Genomic DNA, 16,242 nt, shown 5'->3' on the forward strand with positions numbered 1-16,242 from the left:
ATGAACCAATGCTTCAACTCCTGAGGAATGAATGTTAAAATCAGATAAAAACCTGGGGCGATGATGGAAAATGAGTAGTCGTAAACAAAGTTTATTGGAAACAGCACTTGCACTATTTTTAGAGCATAGCTATGCAAATACAACAATCCAGATGATCCTGGATCAATCAGGTGTATCCAAAGGTACATTCTACAAATTCTTCAGTTCGAAAGAAGACTGTTTATATTCGATTATTGATCAGCGTATGCAGGAGGATGTTTTCATTCGCAAGGAACTTGAACAAAATCATTATACTTCGGATTATGCTCTGCTTGTTGATCAGATTGCCATTCCCATGTCTGGACCTGACAAAGAGCGAGTGTGGGAATTGTATTGGACTGGTTTTTACGCCGGAGAGATCAACTCAGCGAAACTGGCTAAAGTGCATCTAAACTGGCTGTCTACACGCTTGATTCAGGTGTATGGAAAAGACATCAGCTTATATGCCAACGAAGGTGCAATATTGTGCTATGGCATACTACATCAGATTGCCAACACCTCAAGAAGTCTAAATACTCAAAAACCGGTTTGGAGCGAAGTTGTTCCAAAAGTATTAACGTACATCGAAGTGATATTAAGAACAATGCACCAAAGAAATGAACATATTTTTGACGTTCAGTCTCTTTATTTTCTGAATGCCGATGAGCGTAACCGTGATCATGGTCTCGATATCGACAAGCTGTTGGAGGAATTGGATGAGTTCAACAAGATTGTTCAAAAATCCAAGGAATCTACATCATTAAAGCAACTTTCCAAGGGACTTTTGGCGTTATTACAGGATAAAGAGGATTTAAATATTCCTGTAATCGAAGTTGTCCTTCAAGCATTTCACAAAGAGTACAAATCAAGTGCGTTTCACTCCGAAGCCAATAGACTAACAGAAGCCTGTTGGTGGTATTTGGAACTTGTGAAGCACCATAATTAATTTGGAGGTTGGCCCCAAAGCCGACCTCTTTTTTTGCTTTTTTATGCTTGTAGTTATAATTAATATACTATTAGTATATTAATTAATTGTTGTTATAACAGTTGAATGGTGCAGTTTAAACTACGGAATTTGAAATTAATTATACGAGTAGTATATAATTGAAATGAACATATATTTCCATAGATTTCAATAACTTCACTATGAAAGGAAGATTTCAATGAATAATAACCAAACATCGGAAAAATCAGAATTCAATTTGTTTAGTGAAGAAAATGTTAAAGATCAATTTGCCATGTTTAAACAGATGCGATCCAGAGGCTCCGTTGTTCCTGTTCCCAATCCAATGGGTGGAACAGAGCAAACCTGGATTATAACTCGGATGGACGTCGCCATGGAAGTGTTGAAAGACCACTCTCGATTTACGGTAGATATGAACTCTATCGATAATGGCAATGATATTCGAAAGAATCTCTCAGACGATCTTGGTTCATCGGAACCCCAGACCTTTTTTACCGGAAAGTCGATGCTCTTTGTTGATGAACCGGATCACCGAAGACTGCGTAGCCTGGTGTCCAAAGCATTCACTCCAAGATATATGGAAAGCCTGCGTCCGCGTGTCCAGGAAATTGCCGATGAATTAATTGATCAATTTGAAGGAAAAGGAGAGATGGATCTTGTAAAAGACTATGCCTACCCTTTCCCAATTAACGTCATATCCGAAATGCTCGGTGTACCTCAGGAAGACCGACCTCAGATCCATGTATGGTCTGAAGCTATTGCGAAAGGTCTCGGTTTTGGTAAACAAGACCCTGAAGTAGCGCAGCATTTGCGATCATTCGCAGAATACACGGCTCAGCTTGTGGCGAACAAACGAGTGGAACCTTCCGATGACCTCATCAGTCAATTAATTGTGATCGAGGAGGAGGGGGATCGACTGAATGAAGATGAATTAATATCCATGATCACGTTATTAATATTTGCTGGACATGAGACAACGTCGAATCTGATTGCGACCGGCTCTTATCTACTTCTGACACATCCCGAACAACTGGAACAACTTAAACAAGATTTGAATCTGGTTCCTTCTGCGGTGGAGGAGTTGTTACGATATAACGGCCCCGCGACTTCGTCAGGTCCTCGATATGCAACGCAGGACACGGAACTGGATGGACAACGGATTAAAAAAGGAGATGTTGTGATTCCTCTCTTGAAATCAGCGAATCGGGACGAGTTACAGTTTAACCAACCTGAAGAACTGGATCTAGAGCGCAAAATAAAACGGCATTTGGCCTTTGGCCATGGTATTCATATGTGTCTTGGTGCTCCACTTGCCCGTGTGGAGGGAGACGTAGCGTTTACTACGCTATTAAGTCGACTTCCTGGTCTTCAGCTTAGTGTTCCTCCGGAAGAGATTCATTGGCACTACTCACTATTATCTGAGGGATTGGCATCATTACCAGTAAAATTTAATAGATAAATTTAGTGTGTCTCACTGGAGTATGACGAATTGTCGTCATACTCTTTATTTATAATGATGATAGAACGGTATGAACAAGAAGCATTCCAATGGAGTGAACATGCTAATGCAAAAACATAAAATTGAGTACATAAATTTTGTTGTGGAGGTAAACTTTATGAATAAAGATGAACTATTCATGCATAAAGCCATTGAGATTGCTTTGCAAGCTCGCAAAGAAGGAAACGAACCATTCGGCCCATGATCAGTTAGCGGAAATTGCTGGCAGCAACAGTATGATCGCGTGTGAAGAAGTATATGAGAAAAGTCCTCAAAAGCTTGAAGTAGTGGGGGAATTACTGAGTGCAGAAGGCTTGAAAGTATTCGAAGGATATCAATTTCTTTCTTAGTCCTCGTTCGGACAAAAAAATAATTTTTAATTATTGCTTGATTTTTTTTTCAACGTCTGATAGTGTAAGACCTGTGATTTTGGGAAGTTAATTTATCAATATGAATTAGAGCTTTCCAGCAGATAATTTTGACCACTTCACCAGGAAGTTAAGGCCATACGGACAGCCGGGTCAAACGCCGATTGGCAACTTACGTTGCTTTATTGATTGAGTTCAAAGCTCAAATTTTATAAGTTGGTTACTTTACAACCAGTGCAATTGCACATCAACTTGTGAAACGGTCAATAAGAGTGGTAAAGGCGAATTATTTGCTATATAGACTCTGATCCAATATTGATATACATGAAGGAGCTTTCCGCCAAAGGAGTTCTTGTGAACTTTTTTGGTCATGGAGACTTCACGTCTTTTTTATGATGTATATCGATAAGCAAGTGTGATGATGCGCGATTGCGGGCATTTTTCACCTTGCTTTTTTTGTTGTCTTGTTGTCGTTACTGTATCAAACAAATTAAACCAATTAAAAAAAATACATATTGGGATAGGAGAATGTAAAATGGGAAAAGCACTAATCATCGGCGCCGGCGGCGTTGCTTCCGTGGCAGTACACAAATGCGTTCAAAACAGTGAAGTTTTTGAGGAAATCTGCATCGCGAGTCGTACAAAATCCAAATGTGATGAACTCAAAGCCAAGCTGGACGGCGGAAAAACAAAAATTACAACAGCACAAGTAGATGCTGACAATGTTGACGAACTGATCGCTCTGATCAACGAAGTTAAACCGGATATCGTTATGAACCTTGCTTTGCCGTATCAAGATCTGACAATCATGGATGCTTGCCTTGCAACGAAAACAAATTACATGGACACAGCGAACTATGAGCCACATGATACAGCGAAGTTCGAATACAGCTGGCAATGGGATTACAAAGAGCGTTTTGAACAAGCAGGCATCACTGCATTGCTCGGTAGTGGATTTGATCCAGGCGTGACAGGCGTATTCTCCGCTTATGCCCTGAAGCACTACTTCGACGAAATTGAGTACATCGACATTCTGGACTGCAATGGCGGCGACCACGGCTATCCGTTCGCAACTAACTTCAACCCTGAGATCAACATTCGCGAAGTATCTGCGAACGGAAGATACTGGGAAAATGGTGAATGGATCGAAACGAAGCCGATGGAAATCAAACGTGTCTACGACTTTAAAGAAGTTGGCGAGAAAGACATGTACCTGTTGTACCATGAGGAATTGGAATCTTTGGCAAAAAACATGCCAGGTCTGAAACGTATCCGTTTCTTCATGACATTTGGTCAAAGCTACCTGACTCACTTGAAAGCTCTTGAAAATGTAGGCATGACTTCAATCGAGCCTATTGAATATGAAGGTAAACAAATTATTCCACTGCAATTCCTGAAAGCAGTACTGCCTGATCCAGCATCCCTTGGACCACGAACTGTAGGTAAAACAAACATCGGTTGTATTTTCAAAGGTAAAAAAGATGGTCAAGACAAAACATATTATGTATACAATATCTGTGATCACCAAGAGTGTTACAAAGAAGTAGGTTCCCAAGCGATCTCTTACACAACAGGCGTTCCAGCTATGATCGGCGCAGCAATGGTCATGACAGGAAAATGGAACAAACCAGGCGTATACAATGTAGAAGAGTTCAACCCGGATCCATTCATGGAAGAGTTGAACAAATGGGGCCTCCCGTGGGTAGAAGACTTCAACCCGGTACTCGTTGATGAGCTGCCAGAAGAAGTTAAAGAATCGGAGCTAGTTCGTTAAAATGCGGTTCGAGCAATTACCGACACCATGTTTTGTTGTTGACGAGGCGCTTATCGAGAGAAACCTGAAAATCCTGAACGGTGTTATGCAGCGTACAGGTGCCAAAATCGTGCTCGCTCAAAAAGCATTTTCCATGACTGCGATGTATCCGCTGATTGGAGAATACCTGAGCGGAGCTACGGCGAGTGGTTTGTATGAAGCACGCCTGGGCCACGAGGAAATGGGCAAAGAGAATCATGTCTTTGCTCCGGCATACCGCGCAGAAGAGATCGACGAGATTCTTTCCATCTGCGACCATATTATTTTTAATTCTTTTTCACAGCTTGCAAAATTCAAGGATAAGGCGCTTCAGGCTGGCCGTAAGGTCGGCTTGCGCGTCAATCCTGAATGCTCTACCCAAGAAGGACACGAGATCTACGATCCGTGTTCTCCGGGTTCGCGTTTTGGCGCGAAACAAGAGGATTTCCAAGCAGATCTGTTGGAAGGTGTCTCCGGACTACACTTCCACACACTGTGTCAGCAAAATTCAGATGATCTGGAGACTACGCTGAACGCAGTTGTTGAGAAGTTCGGACAATGGCTGCCACAAATGGAATGGATCAACTTCGGTGGTGGACACCATATCACACGTGAAGATTATGATATTCCAAGACTGGAAGCATGCATCAAACGTATGCAGAACGACTATGCCCTGGAAGTATATCTGGAGCCGGGAGAAGCTGTTGCGCTGAACGCGGGTTATCTGGTGACCTCTGTGCTGGACTTCCATAAAAACGGTATGGACATCGCTATTCTGGATACTTCAGCTACGTGTCATATGCCGGATGTGCTGGAAATGCCATATCGCCCGCCGCTGATCGGTTCGGGAGAAGTGGGTGAGAAGGCTCATCTGTATCGCCTAGGTGGACAAACCTGTCTGTCTGGTGACGTGATTGGGGATTATTCATTCGATCAGCCTTTGCAAGAAGGCGACCGTCTGGTATTCGAAGACATGGCGATTTACTCGATGGTGAAAACCAACACGTTCAACGGCATGCCGCTTCCAGCGATTGCTGTTAAACGAAAAGATGGCGATTGCGAAGTTGTCCGTGAATTCGGATATCAGGATTTCAAAATGAGGCTGGCATAATTACTTCATTATATAGTAAGCATTGAATATAAATACAACGAAGGGAACCTGGAGACAGGTTCCCTTTTTAACGTTAACTGATGTTTAACGTCTTGAAGCGTATGAAAAGATCGGTTCTCTTAGTTCAAAGTCATACGTCAACCCGTCCACAATGCCGACTACACTCTCACTGTCATACAACTCAAGTAAAAATCCAGCCATTTGTTCCGCTGTATGGAACTTGGGAACTCTGCCTTCATACTCAAACTCGTCTACATTAAAGGAATGTTTCGCAAATTCCGTCTCCGTTGCAGCCGGAGCGAGAACTTTGGCTTGCATTGCTGCGTTCTTGCCCTTCAACTCTTGCGCAAGCCCTTCCGTAAAGGCACTTACATAGAACTTAGTTGCGCAGTAGGTTACTGCATCGGCTACAATCGTATATCCTCCACCAGATGAAATATTAATGATCTGTGTGCCATCAACGTTTGCATAATCACGTACATACAGGGAAGAAAGAATCGTAAGAGCTTCTATATTAAGATGAAGCATCTGCTCAATCTTGGGCAGGTGTTGTTCGCCAACGGAAGCAAAATTCCCGAATCCTGCATTGTTAATCCACGTCTCAATGGAGTAAGCCTGAAGACTCTCATAGAATTCATGCACATTAGCGGCAATGGACAGATCCACTGTACGAATGACAACATCCAGATCAGGATTGATTTCAGCTACTTTTGCTTTTAATTTGTCCAATTCATCGGTTCTGCGTGCTGCCAGAATCATATTTTTGCCACGAGCTGCAAAAGCTAAAGCCGCTTCATATCCAATGCCCGAACTGGCACCGGTAATCACTGTGTATTTCATGGGAATTCCTCCTGGATCTGATTTCATTATTTATTGTGATGTGACCACGAGTTGATTATACTGATTAGAGCTTACTCTAAGTCAAGCGGGAAAATGGAGGGGAGGTTAACCATGCATACCATTGGTGAAGTGGCAGAATTACTCCATATCAGTGCACATACGTTGCGTTATTATGAGAAGGAACAGATTGTAACTCCTCTCCGAGATGCGAGTGGAGACAGGCGGTACAACGAGTCACACCTGAAATGGCTGCAATTTGCAATTAAATTAAAAGAGACTCAGATGCCCATTGCTACCATTAAGAAGTATGCGTCCTTGTTTCAGGAAGGAGAGCATACGGCGGCGGATCGTTTGAAGCTGCTGGAGGAGCATAAAGAGTCGATTCAAAAACAGATGCACATACTTAACACAGCAGATGAGATGCTTGAGCATAAAATTTCGTCGTATCGAACGCTCATCGGACAATGAACTAACACACACAAATGACGATCTATTGCCAAAACAGTGATTTTTATTATAGACTGTTTTTTATCGGTTGTTCATCAAGGGGGAAATGCAATGCATCAAAACAGAAAACAAAAGTCAAACAAGTTAAAGATCCTCTCCAAAGTATTATTGATTATCATTGGGGGATTTATAACGGCATATGGTCTCGAAGCCATATTGATCCCGAATAATGTCTCAGATGGTGGTGTCACAGGTCTGAGTATCGTAGGATCGCAGCTTTTTGGATTACCACTGGGGATGCTCATCGGGATTATTAACATTCCATTTGTGTGGCTCGGGTACAAGCAGATTGGTAAAAGCTTTGCGTTATATTCGATCATCGGTATTGCTTCACTGGCGATTAGCACCAGTCTGATGCATCATGTACCAACCATCATTGAAGGTGATACCTTGCTCGTTACGGTTGTCGGCGGGATTATCATCGGTTTTGGTATGGGACTTGCATTGCGTAATGGGGGGGCATTGGATGGCATAGATATGCTGGCTGTACTCCTTTCGCGAAAAGTACCTTTTGGAACCAGTGATCTCATCCTGTTCCTCAACATGTTTGTCTTTATTGTCGTTTCTACCGTGTTTGGACTGCAAGGGGCGATCTTGTCAGGACTTGCGTATTTTATTGCTTCTAAAGTAATACATATTGTTGAAGAGGGCTTGAGCGGCTCCAAAACATTTAAAATTATTACGAATCAACCTGAGATTATGGTTGAAACCATTCGGGACCGCTTAGGCCGTGGAGCAACGTATACCGAGGCTTACGGTGGCTACTCGAATGAGCAATTCAAGGAAATCACTTGTGTCATTAACCGGATGGAAGAGAGTAAAATTAAAGATATCATTCACGAAATTGACCCAACTGCCTTTGTAGTTGTATACGATGTAGCTGAAGTAAGAGGCGGCAATTTCAAAAAGAAAGATATTCACTAACAATAAAACGCGCTGACAGGAGAAATACTCTTGCCAGCGTGTTTTTGTTTTACCATATGTATATAAAAAAAATCAAGCTTCAGTAAAAACTGTACTGAAGCTACTGTCAACACCTTCAATATACAATGGAACAGCATATACCTTTTCAATTCCAGATAAATCATGGTTTAAATTCATATCCTCTATAAGTAGAATGAACTTGCCATCAACCCGACCTTTCCCAAGCATAATCTGATGAAAAGTGATAGCCTCATCCACATGAATCACAGAGCCAGAAGAGATCATATCCATTCCAACTGCTCTCAATGAATCAAAAACCATCAGGTAACTTGCAGCATCTGCTGCAAACCCTGGGTTATGATCACTATAACGAACAGGGTCAGATGACCGAAACTTTCCAAAACCTGTACGTATGAGCAGTAGATCAGAGCCAGCGATCTGGTGTTCATACGGCTCCAGGTCAGCTTTTGTAATAAGTTCATCGTCACCTTTGGGAATATCGAGGATTGTTGGATGAGTAAAGATAAAGTAGTCTATGGGAATCTCGCTTATTTTTAGACCTTGCGGATTGAAATGCCAAGGCCCGTCAATATGAGTTCCATTATGGTTGAGAGATGTGATAATAAATTGGTTATACAGATCTCCTTGATGTATGCTGGACTGCTGCTGAATCTCAACAGAAGGATTATCTTTATAAACGGGAGTATTTACACTAAGAGGATAGGACAAGAGGATCCGCTTCATCTGTTGTTCTCTCCTTTATGTCACACAGGTTCTATATCATGTTTGGTGAATGTATGGACTCATATTATGAAAGGAATCGGTACTTCATGCATAAGTACAGCTCTCTTATGGAAAACTTCTATAGTGCGAATACAATGCATGATTTCATGTATGGGAGGTTAGCATAGTGACAAAACAGGACCCGCAAGAGCTTTTGAAGCAAAAACATGAACTGGATGAGCAAAAAAGACAGTTCACTAATTTTTCGCGGAATATTTCAGGTCATGGTGAGGTTGAAGCTGGTCAAGAGTTCAGTGTTGACCGGGTACCAGATGATCAAAACCGTATGAAATCGGTTGAGAACAGACGCGGCGAAGTCTAAAACGTTACAACATAAGCTGATCCTTTATTGGATCGGCTTATTCGTGCGAAGCATTTTATTGAAGAGAAAGATATATGTTGTGGTTGCACATAGGGAGAGCATATAGGTGGTGGTCAATCGTTGTAAAAGGTCGTATATTATTAATATGTCGATTGTGGGATTGAATATGGACCACATCGCAAAATGATAAACAATTTTACATAGAAGGACGGGAAAAAATGGATTTTAAACCGCTTGCTTCATTTATCGACCGCATTACATCCTGGCGTATACCGTGGGCAGAGGTGCTGGTGATGCATCGAAATGATACCGTTTTCCATTATCGTAATGGATACGCCAATCTGGAAGAGAAAACACCTATCGGTGATGGAGCGATCTTCAATCTATACTCCATGACCAAAATCATGACTTGCGTGGCAGGGCTGCAACTGGTGGAGAAAGGGGAAATGCTGTTAAGCGATCCCTTGTCTGATTATCTGCCAGAGTATGCTGAGATGACGGTGAAAAAAACGATGGCGAACGGGGAGATCCGACTGGAAAAGGCGACAAGAGCCATTACAGTACGTGATTTGTTCACCATGACTGCCGGGTTCTCGTATGATGTTGGTTGTCCAAGTATTCAAGAAGCTGTAAAAAGCACCGATGGAACATTGCCGACTCGTGATTTCGCGAGAGCGCTTGCCAATGAACCGTTGTTGTTTGAACCAGGAACACACTGGAATTACAGCATGTGTCATGATGTGCTGGGAGCCTTGGTGGAAGTGGTAAGTGGCAAACGCTTTGGTACGTATCTGCGGGACGAAATTACTGGACCACTTGGCATGAACGATACAGCGTTTAATCTGAACGATGAGCAGCAGAAGCGCCTGATTCCGCAGTATGCTTACAATGATGAGCTTGAAAAGGCTGTACGTATGGATGGTAATGGATTCCGTGTGGGTACCGAGCTGGAGAGCGGCGGTGCAGGGTTGTTATCAACCGTTAGCGATTATGCACTTTTCTTGAACGCACTAACTGGGCGTGGTACGAGTCCCGAAGGCGTGCGCATTCTGTCACAAGCTTCAGTGGAACTGATGCGAACGGATCACCTGAACGAGATGACTCGAGGTGATTATTCCTGGGATCATATGTATGGATACGGCTATGGACTGGGTGTCCGCACTCACATCTCCAAAGCAGATAGTGGTTCACTTAGCCCCCTTGGTGAATTTGGGTGGAGCGGCGCTGCGGGTTGTATGGCCATTATTGACCCGGACTCAGAGCTTACGGTCATGTATGCACAGCACCTGCTGAACAGTCAGGAACCATACGTTCAACGACGCTTGAGAAATGTTGTGTACTCCTGCCTGTAAATCATATCGTATTCGAAGTTACTTGAAGAGCCGCTATATAGCGGCTTTTTTTATGTTATATGGATCGAAAACTATTGATTCAGATTGTTATATATTTCTTTATTAGAAAGGGTATGTTATCATTCTTAGGAAAATAGTACTAGTAGGAGGATATGCTTATTGAACATGAACCTATATTATTTACATAGTTTGATCAAGGCTACACTCTAGCAAGTACCTGTTTGAATGTTGAGATTGTGAACGATTTAAAATTAGAAAAGAGCTGTTAGATTTTTATTTTTTCACTCAAAGGAGAGTCATCGATGATATACCCTAAACACAACGCAAAATGGGCTTCTCTAGCCTTATTTACCTTAATCGCCTATGTTCTGAGCGCATTGCTTCTGCTTCCACCCAATGCTGCTGCCAAAGGAGAGCAAATCTCCGCCAAACAGCTCGAAAGTATGAGTCGGCTTTCATTTACACTTCGTGATGCCAAACAAACGGCTTACACCGTTTATATTTTCGCTTATGATGAACAAAAGAGAACGCTGACCGAAGAAAATGGTTGGACGAACAATAAAAAAGGCGATAAGAGCTATTCAGGTACGTATCGTGCGGCCTTGCTGAAAAAAGGTGCAGCATACGGAACTGTCCAGGCAGCAAAACTGGATCTGAATACGATTATCTTGCCTCAAACCTGGAACTTCGTTGTGAAGAGCAAAGAGGCTAGTACACCAGACATGCTGATGATCACCGATTGGGGAACTTCTAATTTTAATGAGGTGAAAACGTATATTGTTCGTTCCGGGGAATTGCGCCGTGTAACATATGTCGATAATAAGGGGAAAAAAATCGACGATTCCTACTCTGCAAGCAGAGATGATGGAATCCGTACTCTTTCAGGTGCCCGAGTGCAGTTCAAAAATTACAACAACCTTCAATTTGTCTATGGGGTTGATACGTTTAAGCTGAATGTGAACAAATTGGAATTGCGGTTGGAAGATACGCGTAACCTCCGTTCAGACGCTTGGCCGAACTCGGGTGTTGGCGATCGCGCTTACCTGAAAAGCCTGAAGGAAGCCGCTTTAAAGGGTGTATTGCCAGGTCGGACGGACATCAAGATTGGTATGACGCTTCAAGCAATGCAAAAAAAATTGGGAAAACCCAATTCTCGTTCAAACGGGGAATGGGGAGCGTACTATTATTATTCTAAATTCGGCATCGGGTTTGATTCATACATGCACGAGCTTAGCAAGAAATCACGTATTGCGGTTATCCAGCTGTACAATGAAAAGCAGTATCTCTCACCATGGAATGTGAAACGTTGGATGGGAAAACCCACCTCGGAATATTATAATGAAGTTGTGGGTGGTTATGAGATGGAATATGAGCTGGGTAAGCACACTATAGTTTTTAATTATTTGGAAGAAGAAGACTTAATTGACTTTACGAATATATATTAAGGTATAACATAGCGAAAACTGAACGTATTCATATACGAACTTACAAAAAAAGCCGCTGATTAGCGGCTTTTTTGTTATCCATGGAAGTGGACGCGTAGTCTATTTTATTGGGGTGTTATTAGAGCTTTGCACAGAACGTACACGATTGACTAAATAAATGCCGACCGACACGAACAGCAATGCGGCCAGATTTTTCAGTTCCAGAATCGTTTCACCTAAGAATAAAGCCGATAATAATGCGCCAAACACAGGGATTAGGAAGTTGTATACAGACACTCTTCCGACCTTGTTATACTTGAGAAGCATATTCCATAGACAAAATGCGACGGAGGACAGCAAAGCCAGGTAGATCAAGTTACTGGTGGATTCCAGGGTGAAATGGGTGACTCGACCGCCAAGTGATAGACCTAACAGCGTAAGTACCAGTCCCCCGACGAATAAGCTGACACCTGTTATGATCAGAACATCGATGGTAGCGGTGAGACGTTTTGCGTAAAGGGCTGTAACGGAAAAAACAAGTGCCGCTATAATAACGAAGCCTTCACCTGTGAATGAAAAGGAAAAAGCAAGCAGATCCGTATGGAAGTTTACGATAATGACGCCAACGAATCCGAGCAAGCAGCCAACAATTTTATTTCTGCTTAATTTGTCGTTTTTATAGATGAAATGGGCCAGAACAACACTGAAAAAGGTTGTCGTTGCATTCATAATGGAGCCTTTGACACCCGTTGTATTGGCTACGCCGACGTAGAAAAACATATATTGCAAACCGGTTTGCAATATACCTAACATGATGAGGCCTGTCCACTGCGGCCTAGACAATTGGAGCTTCTCTTTTCTAACGATACGAGACAGGAGCAAGAGCAGCAAGCCCGCCAGTGTAAATCGATATCCGGCAAATACATACTTGGAAGCAATGTCTTCCGGTAAAATGTTAAATGCGATATATCCAAGTTTAATGGAAGGGTACGCACTTCCCCATAACAAGCAACACAGGCTTGCCACGAGCATAACAAAAATGGGATCACTAAATTTACTCGGTTTTTCAAGGGTATTTCTCTCTATCACTTTCGATCTTCTCCTCACATTTCATGCACATATGTATGTATGAATCTATTAATATCCTCACTGAACATATCACATATCGCTAATGTTTGTAATGATAATTAATGAACCGCTCTTCAATTGGTAAGATTATAAAGAAGGAACGGTTCATGAGGGGCTTTTGTTATAGATTCCTTTCTAATAAATTCCCAACTTGTGCTGCGACAATGTGAGGTTGTCGGGGTAATCCATTCGTGAAATAGGATTCCACGATACCAATTGACGAGAGCCAGGAAGCGATTGCGGAAAAAAGGGGCTCCTTTACTCAGTAACATAGCCGAGAAGAATGAATAGTGAACTTCAAAATAATCGAACCAAAGTACATTGCTTTCTATAAAATCCAGATCGGATGCTTCCTTGCACAATCTTCTTAGTTCATCGATATGTTCTTCAATTAATTTATCCAGCAAGTCAAATTTGTCAGAATAGTGATGGTATATCGTTCTGCGGCCGACATTTGCATGATCAGAGATATCTTGCATCGTAATGGTATCGAAAGGTTTCTCGTTCATAAGTTTGATAAAAGCGGATTTAATCGCTTCCTGAGACTTAAGTACTCTTCGATCTGTGATAGAAACGATAGTAATCACCTTGCTTTCCAGAGAGTTTCCAATCCTTGGTTGCTGATCCCAAAGTGAATTGATTTATTAGGAAATGATACTCCCTAATTTTGTTAAATTAAAGGCTAATTAAATCCAGCGAGATTGCTGATTTTTATGTTGATCTGGGTGCCATCACTTTGAGTTTTAATCGAGTGATGGCTTCTTTACTTCTATGAAGTATCGATCTCCCTGACAGGTGAAAACCATGATATAGATGGATTCCAGTGCACATTTATGTATACTTGGAGAAATTTCCAGAATGAAAACGCTTGTCAAATTAAAAATAATATGATAATTTAATGTCTGTAACCGGTTACACATAGAGGAGAGCAACTTATGAAAACAATTAAAGACGTAGCTCAACTGGCTGGCGTATCTGTTGCCACCGTATCCAGAGTCATTAATGATAGAGGTTATGTTCATGCCGACACACGCAAGAAAGTGGAAGATGCTGTGAAGGCGCTTAATTTTTCGCCAAATGAAGTGGCCCGCTCATTATATAAACGCAAGTCCAAACTGATTGGCCTGTTGTTGCCGGATATTGCCAACCCTTACTTCCCGCAGTTGGCCCGCGGCGTAGAGGACCGGATGCAAGAGCAGGATTATAGACTGATATTTGGAAATAGTGATGAGGATGAACGGAAGGAGCAGGATTACATCCAGACGTTTATCCAGAACAACGTGGTCGGTGTGATCTCTTCAACGAACTACCCTCATTCTTCAATATATGAAAACCTGAAGATTCCCGTTGTGTTTCTGGACAGAACATCACTCGATCGTCCATCCGTGTATGCGGACGGCAGGGAAGGTGGAAGACTAGCTGCAAGGGAGATAATCAAACGCGGCAGTCGCCGGATCACAGTTATGCAGGGACCGTCACAGATCAGACCCGCTCAAGATCGCTTTGAAGGAGCGATTGAAATCATCCGTGATGCTGGGTTAGACTACCGGGTGATCCAGACAACCTCATTTTCAATTAACGAGGCAGGTGTATGGGCTGAAGAATTATTCAGGAAGTATGCGGACACAGACGGGGTCATTGCCAGCAATGACATTGCAGCCATGGCAGTACTGCATGAGGCAGCACGAGTTGGAAGAAAAGTTCCCGATGACGTACAAGTGATCGGTTTCGATGATATTCCAATGAGCAGCCTGTTGTCGCCGGCGCTGTCGACTATCCATCAGCCAGCATACGAGATGGGAAGAGAAGCGGCGGGATTACTTATCCAGCTTGTGGAACAAGCTGCAGTAGATAACAAAAACATACAGTTACCCGTAAGTTTCATCGAACGGGGCACTACGAGAAAGGTGAAATCAGATGGCTAAAATATGTGTAATAGGAAGCAGTTCAATGGATCTGGTTGTTACTTCGTCAAGACGGCCGGGGGCGGGTGAAACCGTTCTTGGCGACAGCTTCAAAACGGTTCCGGGTGGCAAAGGAGCCAATCAGGCTGTTGCCGCTGCACGACTGGGTGCCGAGGTTGCGATGATCGGCCGGGTAGGCGACGATGCTTTTGGCAAAGATATTGTAGAGAACTTTAGAGCAAATGCTGTAAATACGCAAAATGTGAAACCGGTTACACATTTAGAAAGTGGAACGGCTCATATCATTCTGGCAGAAGGTGATAATAGTATCGTAGTGGTTGAAGCGGCCAATCGGGAAGTCACTCCTGCATATGTTGATGAGGCAGCTGAAGTAATTCGAAACGCAGATATCGTGCTGATTCAGCAGGAAATTCCGGAGGAAACGGTTGTTCATGTAAGCACATTGTGTGCAGAATTCGGAACACCGCTGCTGCTTAATCCCGCTCCAGCGAGAACATTGCCGCAAGAAGTGATCGACAATGCCGCATATATCACGCCGAACGAGCATGAAGCCGAGATTTTGTTTCAGGGTATGAGTCCGGCACAGGCATTACGTCAGTATCCTAACAAATTGTTCATCACGGAGGGCAGTAAAGGTGTACGTTACTTTGATGGCACTGAGGAAATTCTAGTCCCAACTTATAAAGTTGAGGCTATCGATACTACTGGGGCAGGGGATACGTTCAACGCCGCATTTGCAGTTGCTTTGGCTGAAGGAAAAGCGTTGCAAGAGAGTATACGCTTCGCCAATCGGGCTGCATCGTTGTCCGTTACCAAGTTCGGAGCGCAGGGCGGCATGCCGACGCGTGATGAAGTAGAGGAGAGTTTGTAATGAAAAGAAATGGCATGTTGAATAGTCACATTTCCAAGATTTTGTCTGATCTGGGCCATACGGACATGATTGCGATTGCGGATGCAGGTCTGCCGGTACCGGATGGGGTGCTCAAAATTGATCTGGCCCTCAAACTGGGAACACCAAGTTTTCGCGAAGTGGTGGAAGCGATCGCAGAAGATATGGTCATTGAGAAAGTCATTGTGGCTGAAGAGATTCTCGAAGGCAATCCGGTAGCCATGCAATTCATCACAGAGAAATTCGGGGTAGAAGCAATCGATTCTTCCGTCAGCCATGAACAATTCAAAGCATTAACTCGGCAGGTGAAAGCAGTTATCCGCACAGGTGAAGCCACACCCTATGCCAATTGCATTTTACAATCGGGAGTCCATTTCGGTTAAAAGGAGGTTGCGTA

At 42.9% G+C, this 16,242-nt stretch carries 16 protein-coding genes and 1 pseudogene; 13 read left to right on the forward strand and 4 right to left on the reverse strand.

Annotation, left to right across the window (positions count from 1 at the left end; genetic code table 11):
* Positions 1-70: 70 nt before the first annotated feature.
* The 5 genes from J2X75_RS06930 to nspC all read left to right on the forward strand — a co-directional run bounded on the left by J2X75_RS06930 (position 71) and on the right by nspC (position 5,751).
* A complete protein-coding gene (locus J2X75_RS06930) occupies positions 71-964 on the forward strand; it encodes a TetR/AcrR family transcriptional regulator (protein WP_310335246.1) in 894 nt (297 codons plus the stop codon).
* Positions 965-1,181: 217 nt separating this feature from the next.
* Positions 1,182-2,441 carry a cytochrome P450 family protein gene (locus tag J2X75_RS06935; protein ID WP_310335247.1) on the forward strand — a complete coding sequence of 420 codons (1,260 nt, stop codon included), beginning with the start codon at positions 1,182-1,184 and terminating at the stop codon, positions 2,439-2,441.
* A 106-nt stretch (positions 2,442-2,547) separates the two neighbouring features.
* Entirely contained in the window at positions 2,548-2,685 is a 138-nt protein-coding gene (locus J2X75_RS06940; protein WP_223199950.1) for a hypothetical protein, read from the forward strand.
* Between the two features lie 698 nt (positions 2,686-3,383).
* Positions 3,384-4,622: a saccharopine dehydrogenase family protein gene (locus J2X75_RS06945; protein ID WP_017688530.1), complete on the forward strand. Its 1,239-nt coding sequence runs from the start codon at positions 3,384-3,386 to the stop codon at positions 4,620-4,622.
* A 1-nt stretch (position 4,623) separates the two neighbouring features.
* Positions 4,624-5,751 (forward strand): carboxynorspermidine decarboxylase, encoded by a 1,128-nt coding sequence (nspC, locus tag J2X75_RS06950; protein WP_310335250.1) that lies wholly within the window; start codon positions 4,624-4,626, stop codon positions 5,749-5,751.
* 84 nt (positions 5,752-5,835) lie between these two features.
* On the opposite strand, the gene J2X75_RS06955 is transcribed toward nspC, so the two are convergent.
* Positions 5,836-6,591, reverse strand: a complete 756-nt coding sequence (locus tag J2X75_RS06955) for an SDR family NAD(P)-dependent oxidoreductase (RefSeq protein WP_310335251.1) — start codon at positions 6,589-6,591, stop codon at positions 5,836-5,838.
* A 111-nt stretch (positions 6,592-6,702) separates the two neighbouring features.
* Between J2X75_RS06955 and J2X75_RS06960 the strand changes: the two genes are divergently transcribed.
* Positions 6,703-7,059, forward strand: coding sequence for a MerR family transcriptional regulator (locus J2X75_RS06960; RefSeq protein ID WP_310335253.1), 357 nt, complete (start codon positions 6,703-6,705; stop codon positions 7,057-7,059).
* A gap of 90 nt (positions 7,060-7,149) precedes the next feature.
* The gene (locus J2X75_RS06965; RefSeq protein WP_036670902.1) at positions 7,150-8,022 is read left to right on the forward strand and encodes a YitT family protein; all 873 of its coding nucleotides are present in this window, start codon (positions 7,150-7,152) and stop codon (positions 8,020-8,022) included.
* 72 nt (positions 8,023-8,094) lie between these two features.
* Here the strand turns inward: J2X75_RS06965 and J2X75_RS06970 are convergent, their stop codons facing one another.
* Positions 8,095-8,766, reverse strand: a complete 672-nt coding sequence (locus J2X75_RS06970; RefSeq protein WP_310335256.1) for a cyclase family protein — start codon at positions 8,764-8,766, stop codon at positions 8,095-8,097.
* 166 nt (positions 8,767-8,932) lie between these two features.
* On the opposite strand from J2X75_RS06970, the gene J2X75_RS06975 reads away from it, so the two are divergent.
* From J2X75_RS06975 to J2X75_RS06985, 3 genes are all read left to right on the forward strand, one after another.
* Positions 8,933-9,127 (forward strand): hypothetical protein, encoded by a 195-nt coding sequence (locus J2X75_RS06975; RefSeq protein WP_017688524.1) that lies wholly within the window; start codon positions 8,933-8,935, stop codon positions 9,125-9,127.
* Between the two features lie 218 nt (positions 9,128-9,345).
* Positions 9,346-10,479, forward strand: a complete 1,134-nt coding sequence (locus J2X75_RS06980) for a serine hydrolase domain-containing protein (protein ID WP_310335258.1) — start codon at positions 9,346-9,348, stop codon at positions 10,477-10,479.
* Between the two features lie 302 nt (positions 10,480-10,781).
* Positions 10,782-11,924 carry a DUF4309 domain-containing protein gene (locus J2X75_RS06985; protein WP_310335260.1) on the forward strand — a complete coding sequence of 381 codons (1,143 nt, stop codon included), beginning with the start codon at positions 10,782-10,784 and terminating at the stop codon, positions 11,922-11,924.
* Positions 11,925-12,023: 99 nt separating this feature from the next.
* Here the strand turns inward: J2X75_RS06985 and J2X75_RS06990 are convergent, their stop codons facing one another.
* Positions 12,024-12,992, reverse strand: coding sequence for a DMT family transporter (locus J2X75_RS06990; RefSeq protein ID WP_310335262.1), 969 nt, complete (start codon positions 12,990-12,992; stop codon positions 12,024-12,026).
* 160 nt (positions 12,993-13,152) lie between these two features.
* Positions 13,153-13,609: pseudogene (locus J2X75_RS06995) on the reverse strand (TetR/AcrR family transcriptional regulator).
* 357 nt (positions 13,610-13,966) lie between these two features.
* Between J2X75_RS06995 and J2X75_RS07000 the strand changes: the two are divergent.
* Genes J2X75_RS07000 through rbsD form a run of 3 tightly spaced genes read left to right on the forward strand, consistent with a single transcriptional unit; the run spans position 13,967 to position 16,228 of the window.
* On the forward strand, positions 13,967-14,956 hold the full coding sequence (locus J2X75_RS07000) for a LacI family DNA-binding transcriptional regulator (RefSeq protein ID WP_310335264.1): 990 nt from the start codon (positions 13,967-13,969) through the stop codon (positions 14,954-14,956).
* Positions 14,949-15,827: a ribokinase gene (rbsK, locus tag J2X75_RS07005; RefSeq protein WP_310335266.1), complete on the forward strand. Its 879-nt coding sequence runs from the start codon at positions 14,949-14,951 to the stop codon at positions 15,825-15,827. Before J2X75_RS07000 ends, rbsK begins: the two co-directional genes overlap by 8 nt.
* On the forward strand, positions 15,827-16,228 hold the full coding sequence (rbsD, locus tag J2X75_RS07010) for a D-ribose pyranase (RefSeq protein ID WP_310335268.1): 402 nt from the start codon (positions 15,827-15,829) through the stop codon (positions 16,226-16,228). Before rbsK ends, rbsD begins: the two co-directional genes overlap by 1 nt.
* Positions 16,229-16,242 lie beyond the last annotated feature (14 nt).

The organism is Paenibacillus sp. 2003, from assembly GCF_031455635.1.
Classification (GTDB): domain Bacteria; phylum Bacillota; class Bacilli; order Paenibacillales; family Paenibacillaceae; genus Paenibacillus; species Paenibacillus amylolyticus_B.

Coding starts and splice junctions, on each gene's coding strand:
- rbsD (WP_310335268.1), top strand. CDS start 15,827: ATGAAAAGAAATGGCATGTTGAATAGTCACATTTCCAAGATTTTGTCT.
- J2X75_RS06930 (WP_310335246.1), top strand. CDS start 71: ATGAGTAGTCGTAAACAAAGTTTATTGGAAACAGCACTTGCACTATTT.
- J2X75_RS06955 (WP_310335251.1), bottom strand. CDS start 6,591: ATGAAATACACAGTGATTACCGGTGCCAGTTCGGGCATTGGATATGAA.
- J2X75_RS06940 (WP_223199950.1), top strand. CDS start 2,548: ATGCAAAAACATAAAATTGAGTACATAAATTTTGTTGTGGAGGTAAAC.
- J2X75_RS06970 (WP_310335256.1), bottom strand. CDS start 8,766: ATGAAGCGGATCCTCTTGTCCTATCCTCTTAGTGTAAATACTCCCGTT.
- J2X75_RS06935 (WP_310335247.1), top strand. CDS start 1,182: ATGAATAATAACCAAACATCGGAAAAATCAGAATTCAATTTGTTTAGT.
- J2X75_RS06965 (WP_036670902.1), top strand. CDS start 7,150: ATGCATCAAAACAGAAAACAAAAGTCAAACAAGTTAAAGATCCTCTCC.
- J2X75_RS07000 (WP_310335264.1), top strand. CDS start 13,967: ATGAAAACAATTAAAGACGTAGCTCAACTGGCTGGCGTATCTGTTGCC.
- nspC (WP_310335250.1), top strand. CDS start 4,624: ATGCGGTTCGAGCAATTACCGACACCATGTTTTGTTGTTGACGAGGCG.
- J2X75_RS06945 (WP_017688530.1), top strand. CDS start 3,384: ATGGGAAAAGCACTAATCATCGGCGCCGGCGGCGTTGCTTCCGTGGCA.
- J2X75_RS06960 (WP_310335253.1), top strand. CDS start 6,703: ATGCATACCATTGGTGAAGTGGCAGAATTACTCCATATCAGTGCACAT.
- J2X75_RS06980 (WP_310335258.1), top strand. CDS start 9,346: ATGGATTTTAAACCGCTTGCTTCATTTATCGACCGCATTACATCCTGG.
- J2X75_RS06985 (WP_310335260.1), top strand. CDS start 10,782: ATGATATACCCTAAACACAACGCAAAATGGGCTTCTCTAGCCTTATTT.
- rbsK (WP_310335266.1), top strand. CDS start 14,949: ATGGCTAAAATATGTGTAATAGGAAGCAGTTCAATGGATCTGGTTGTT.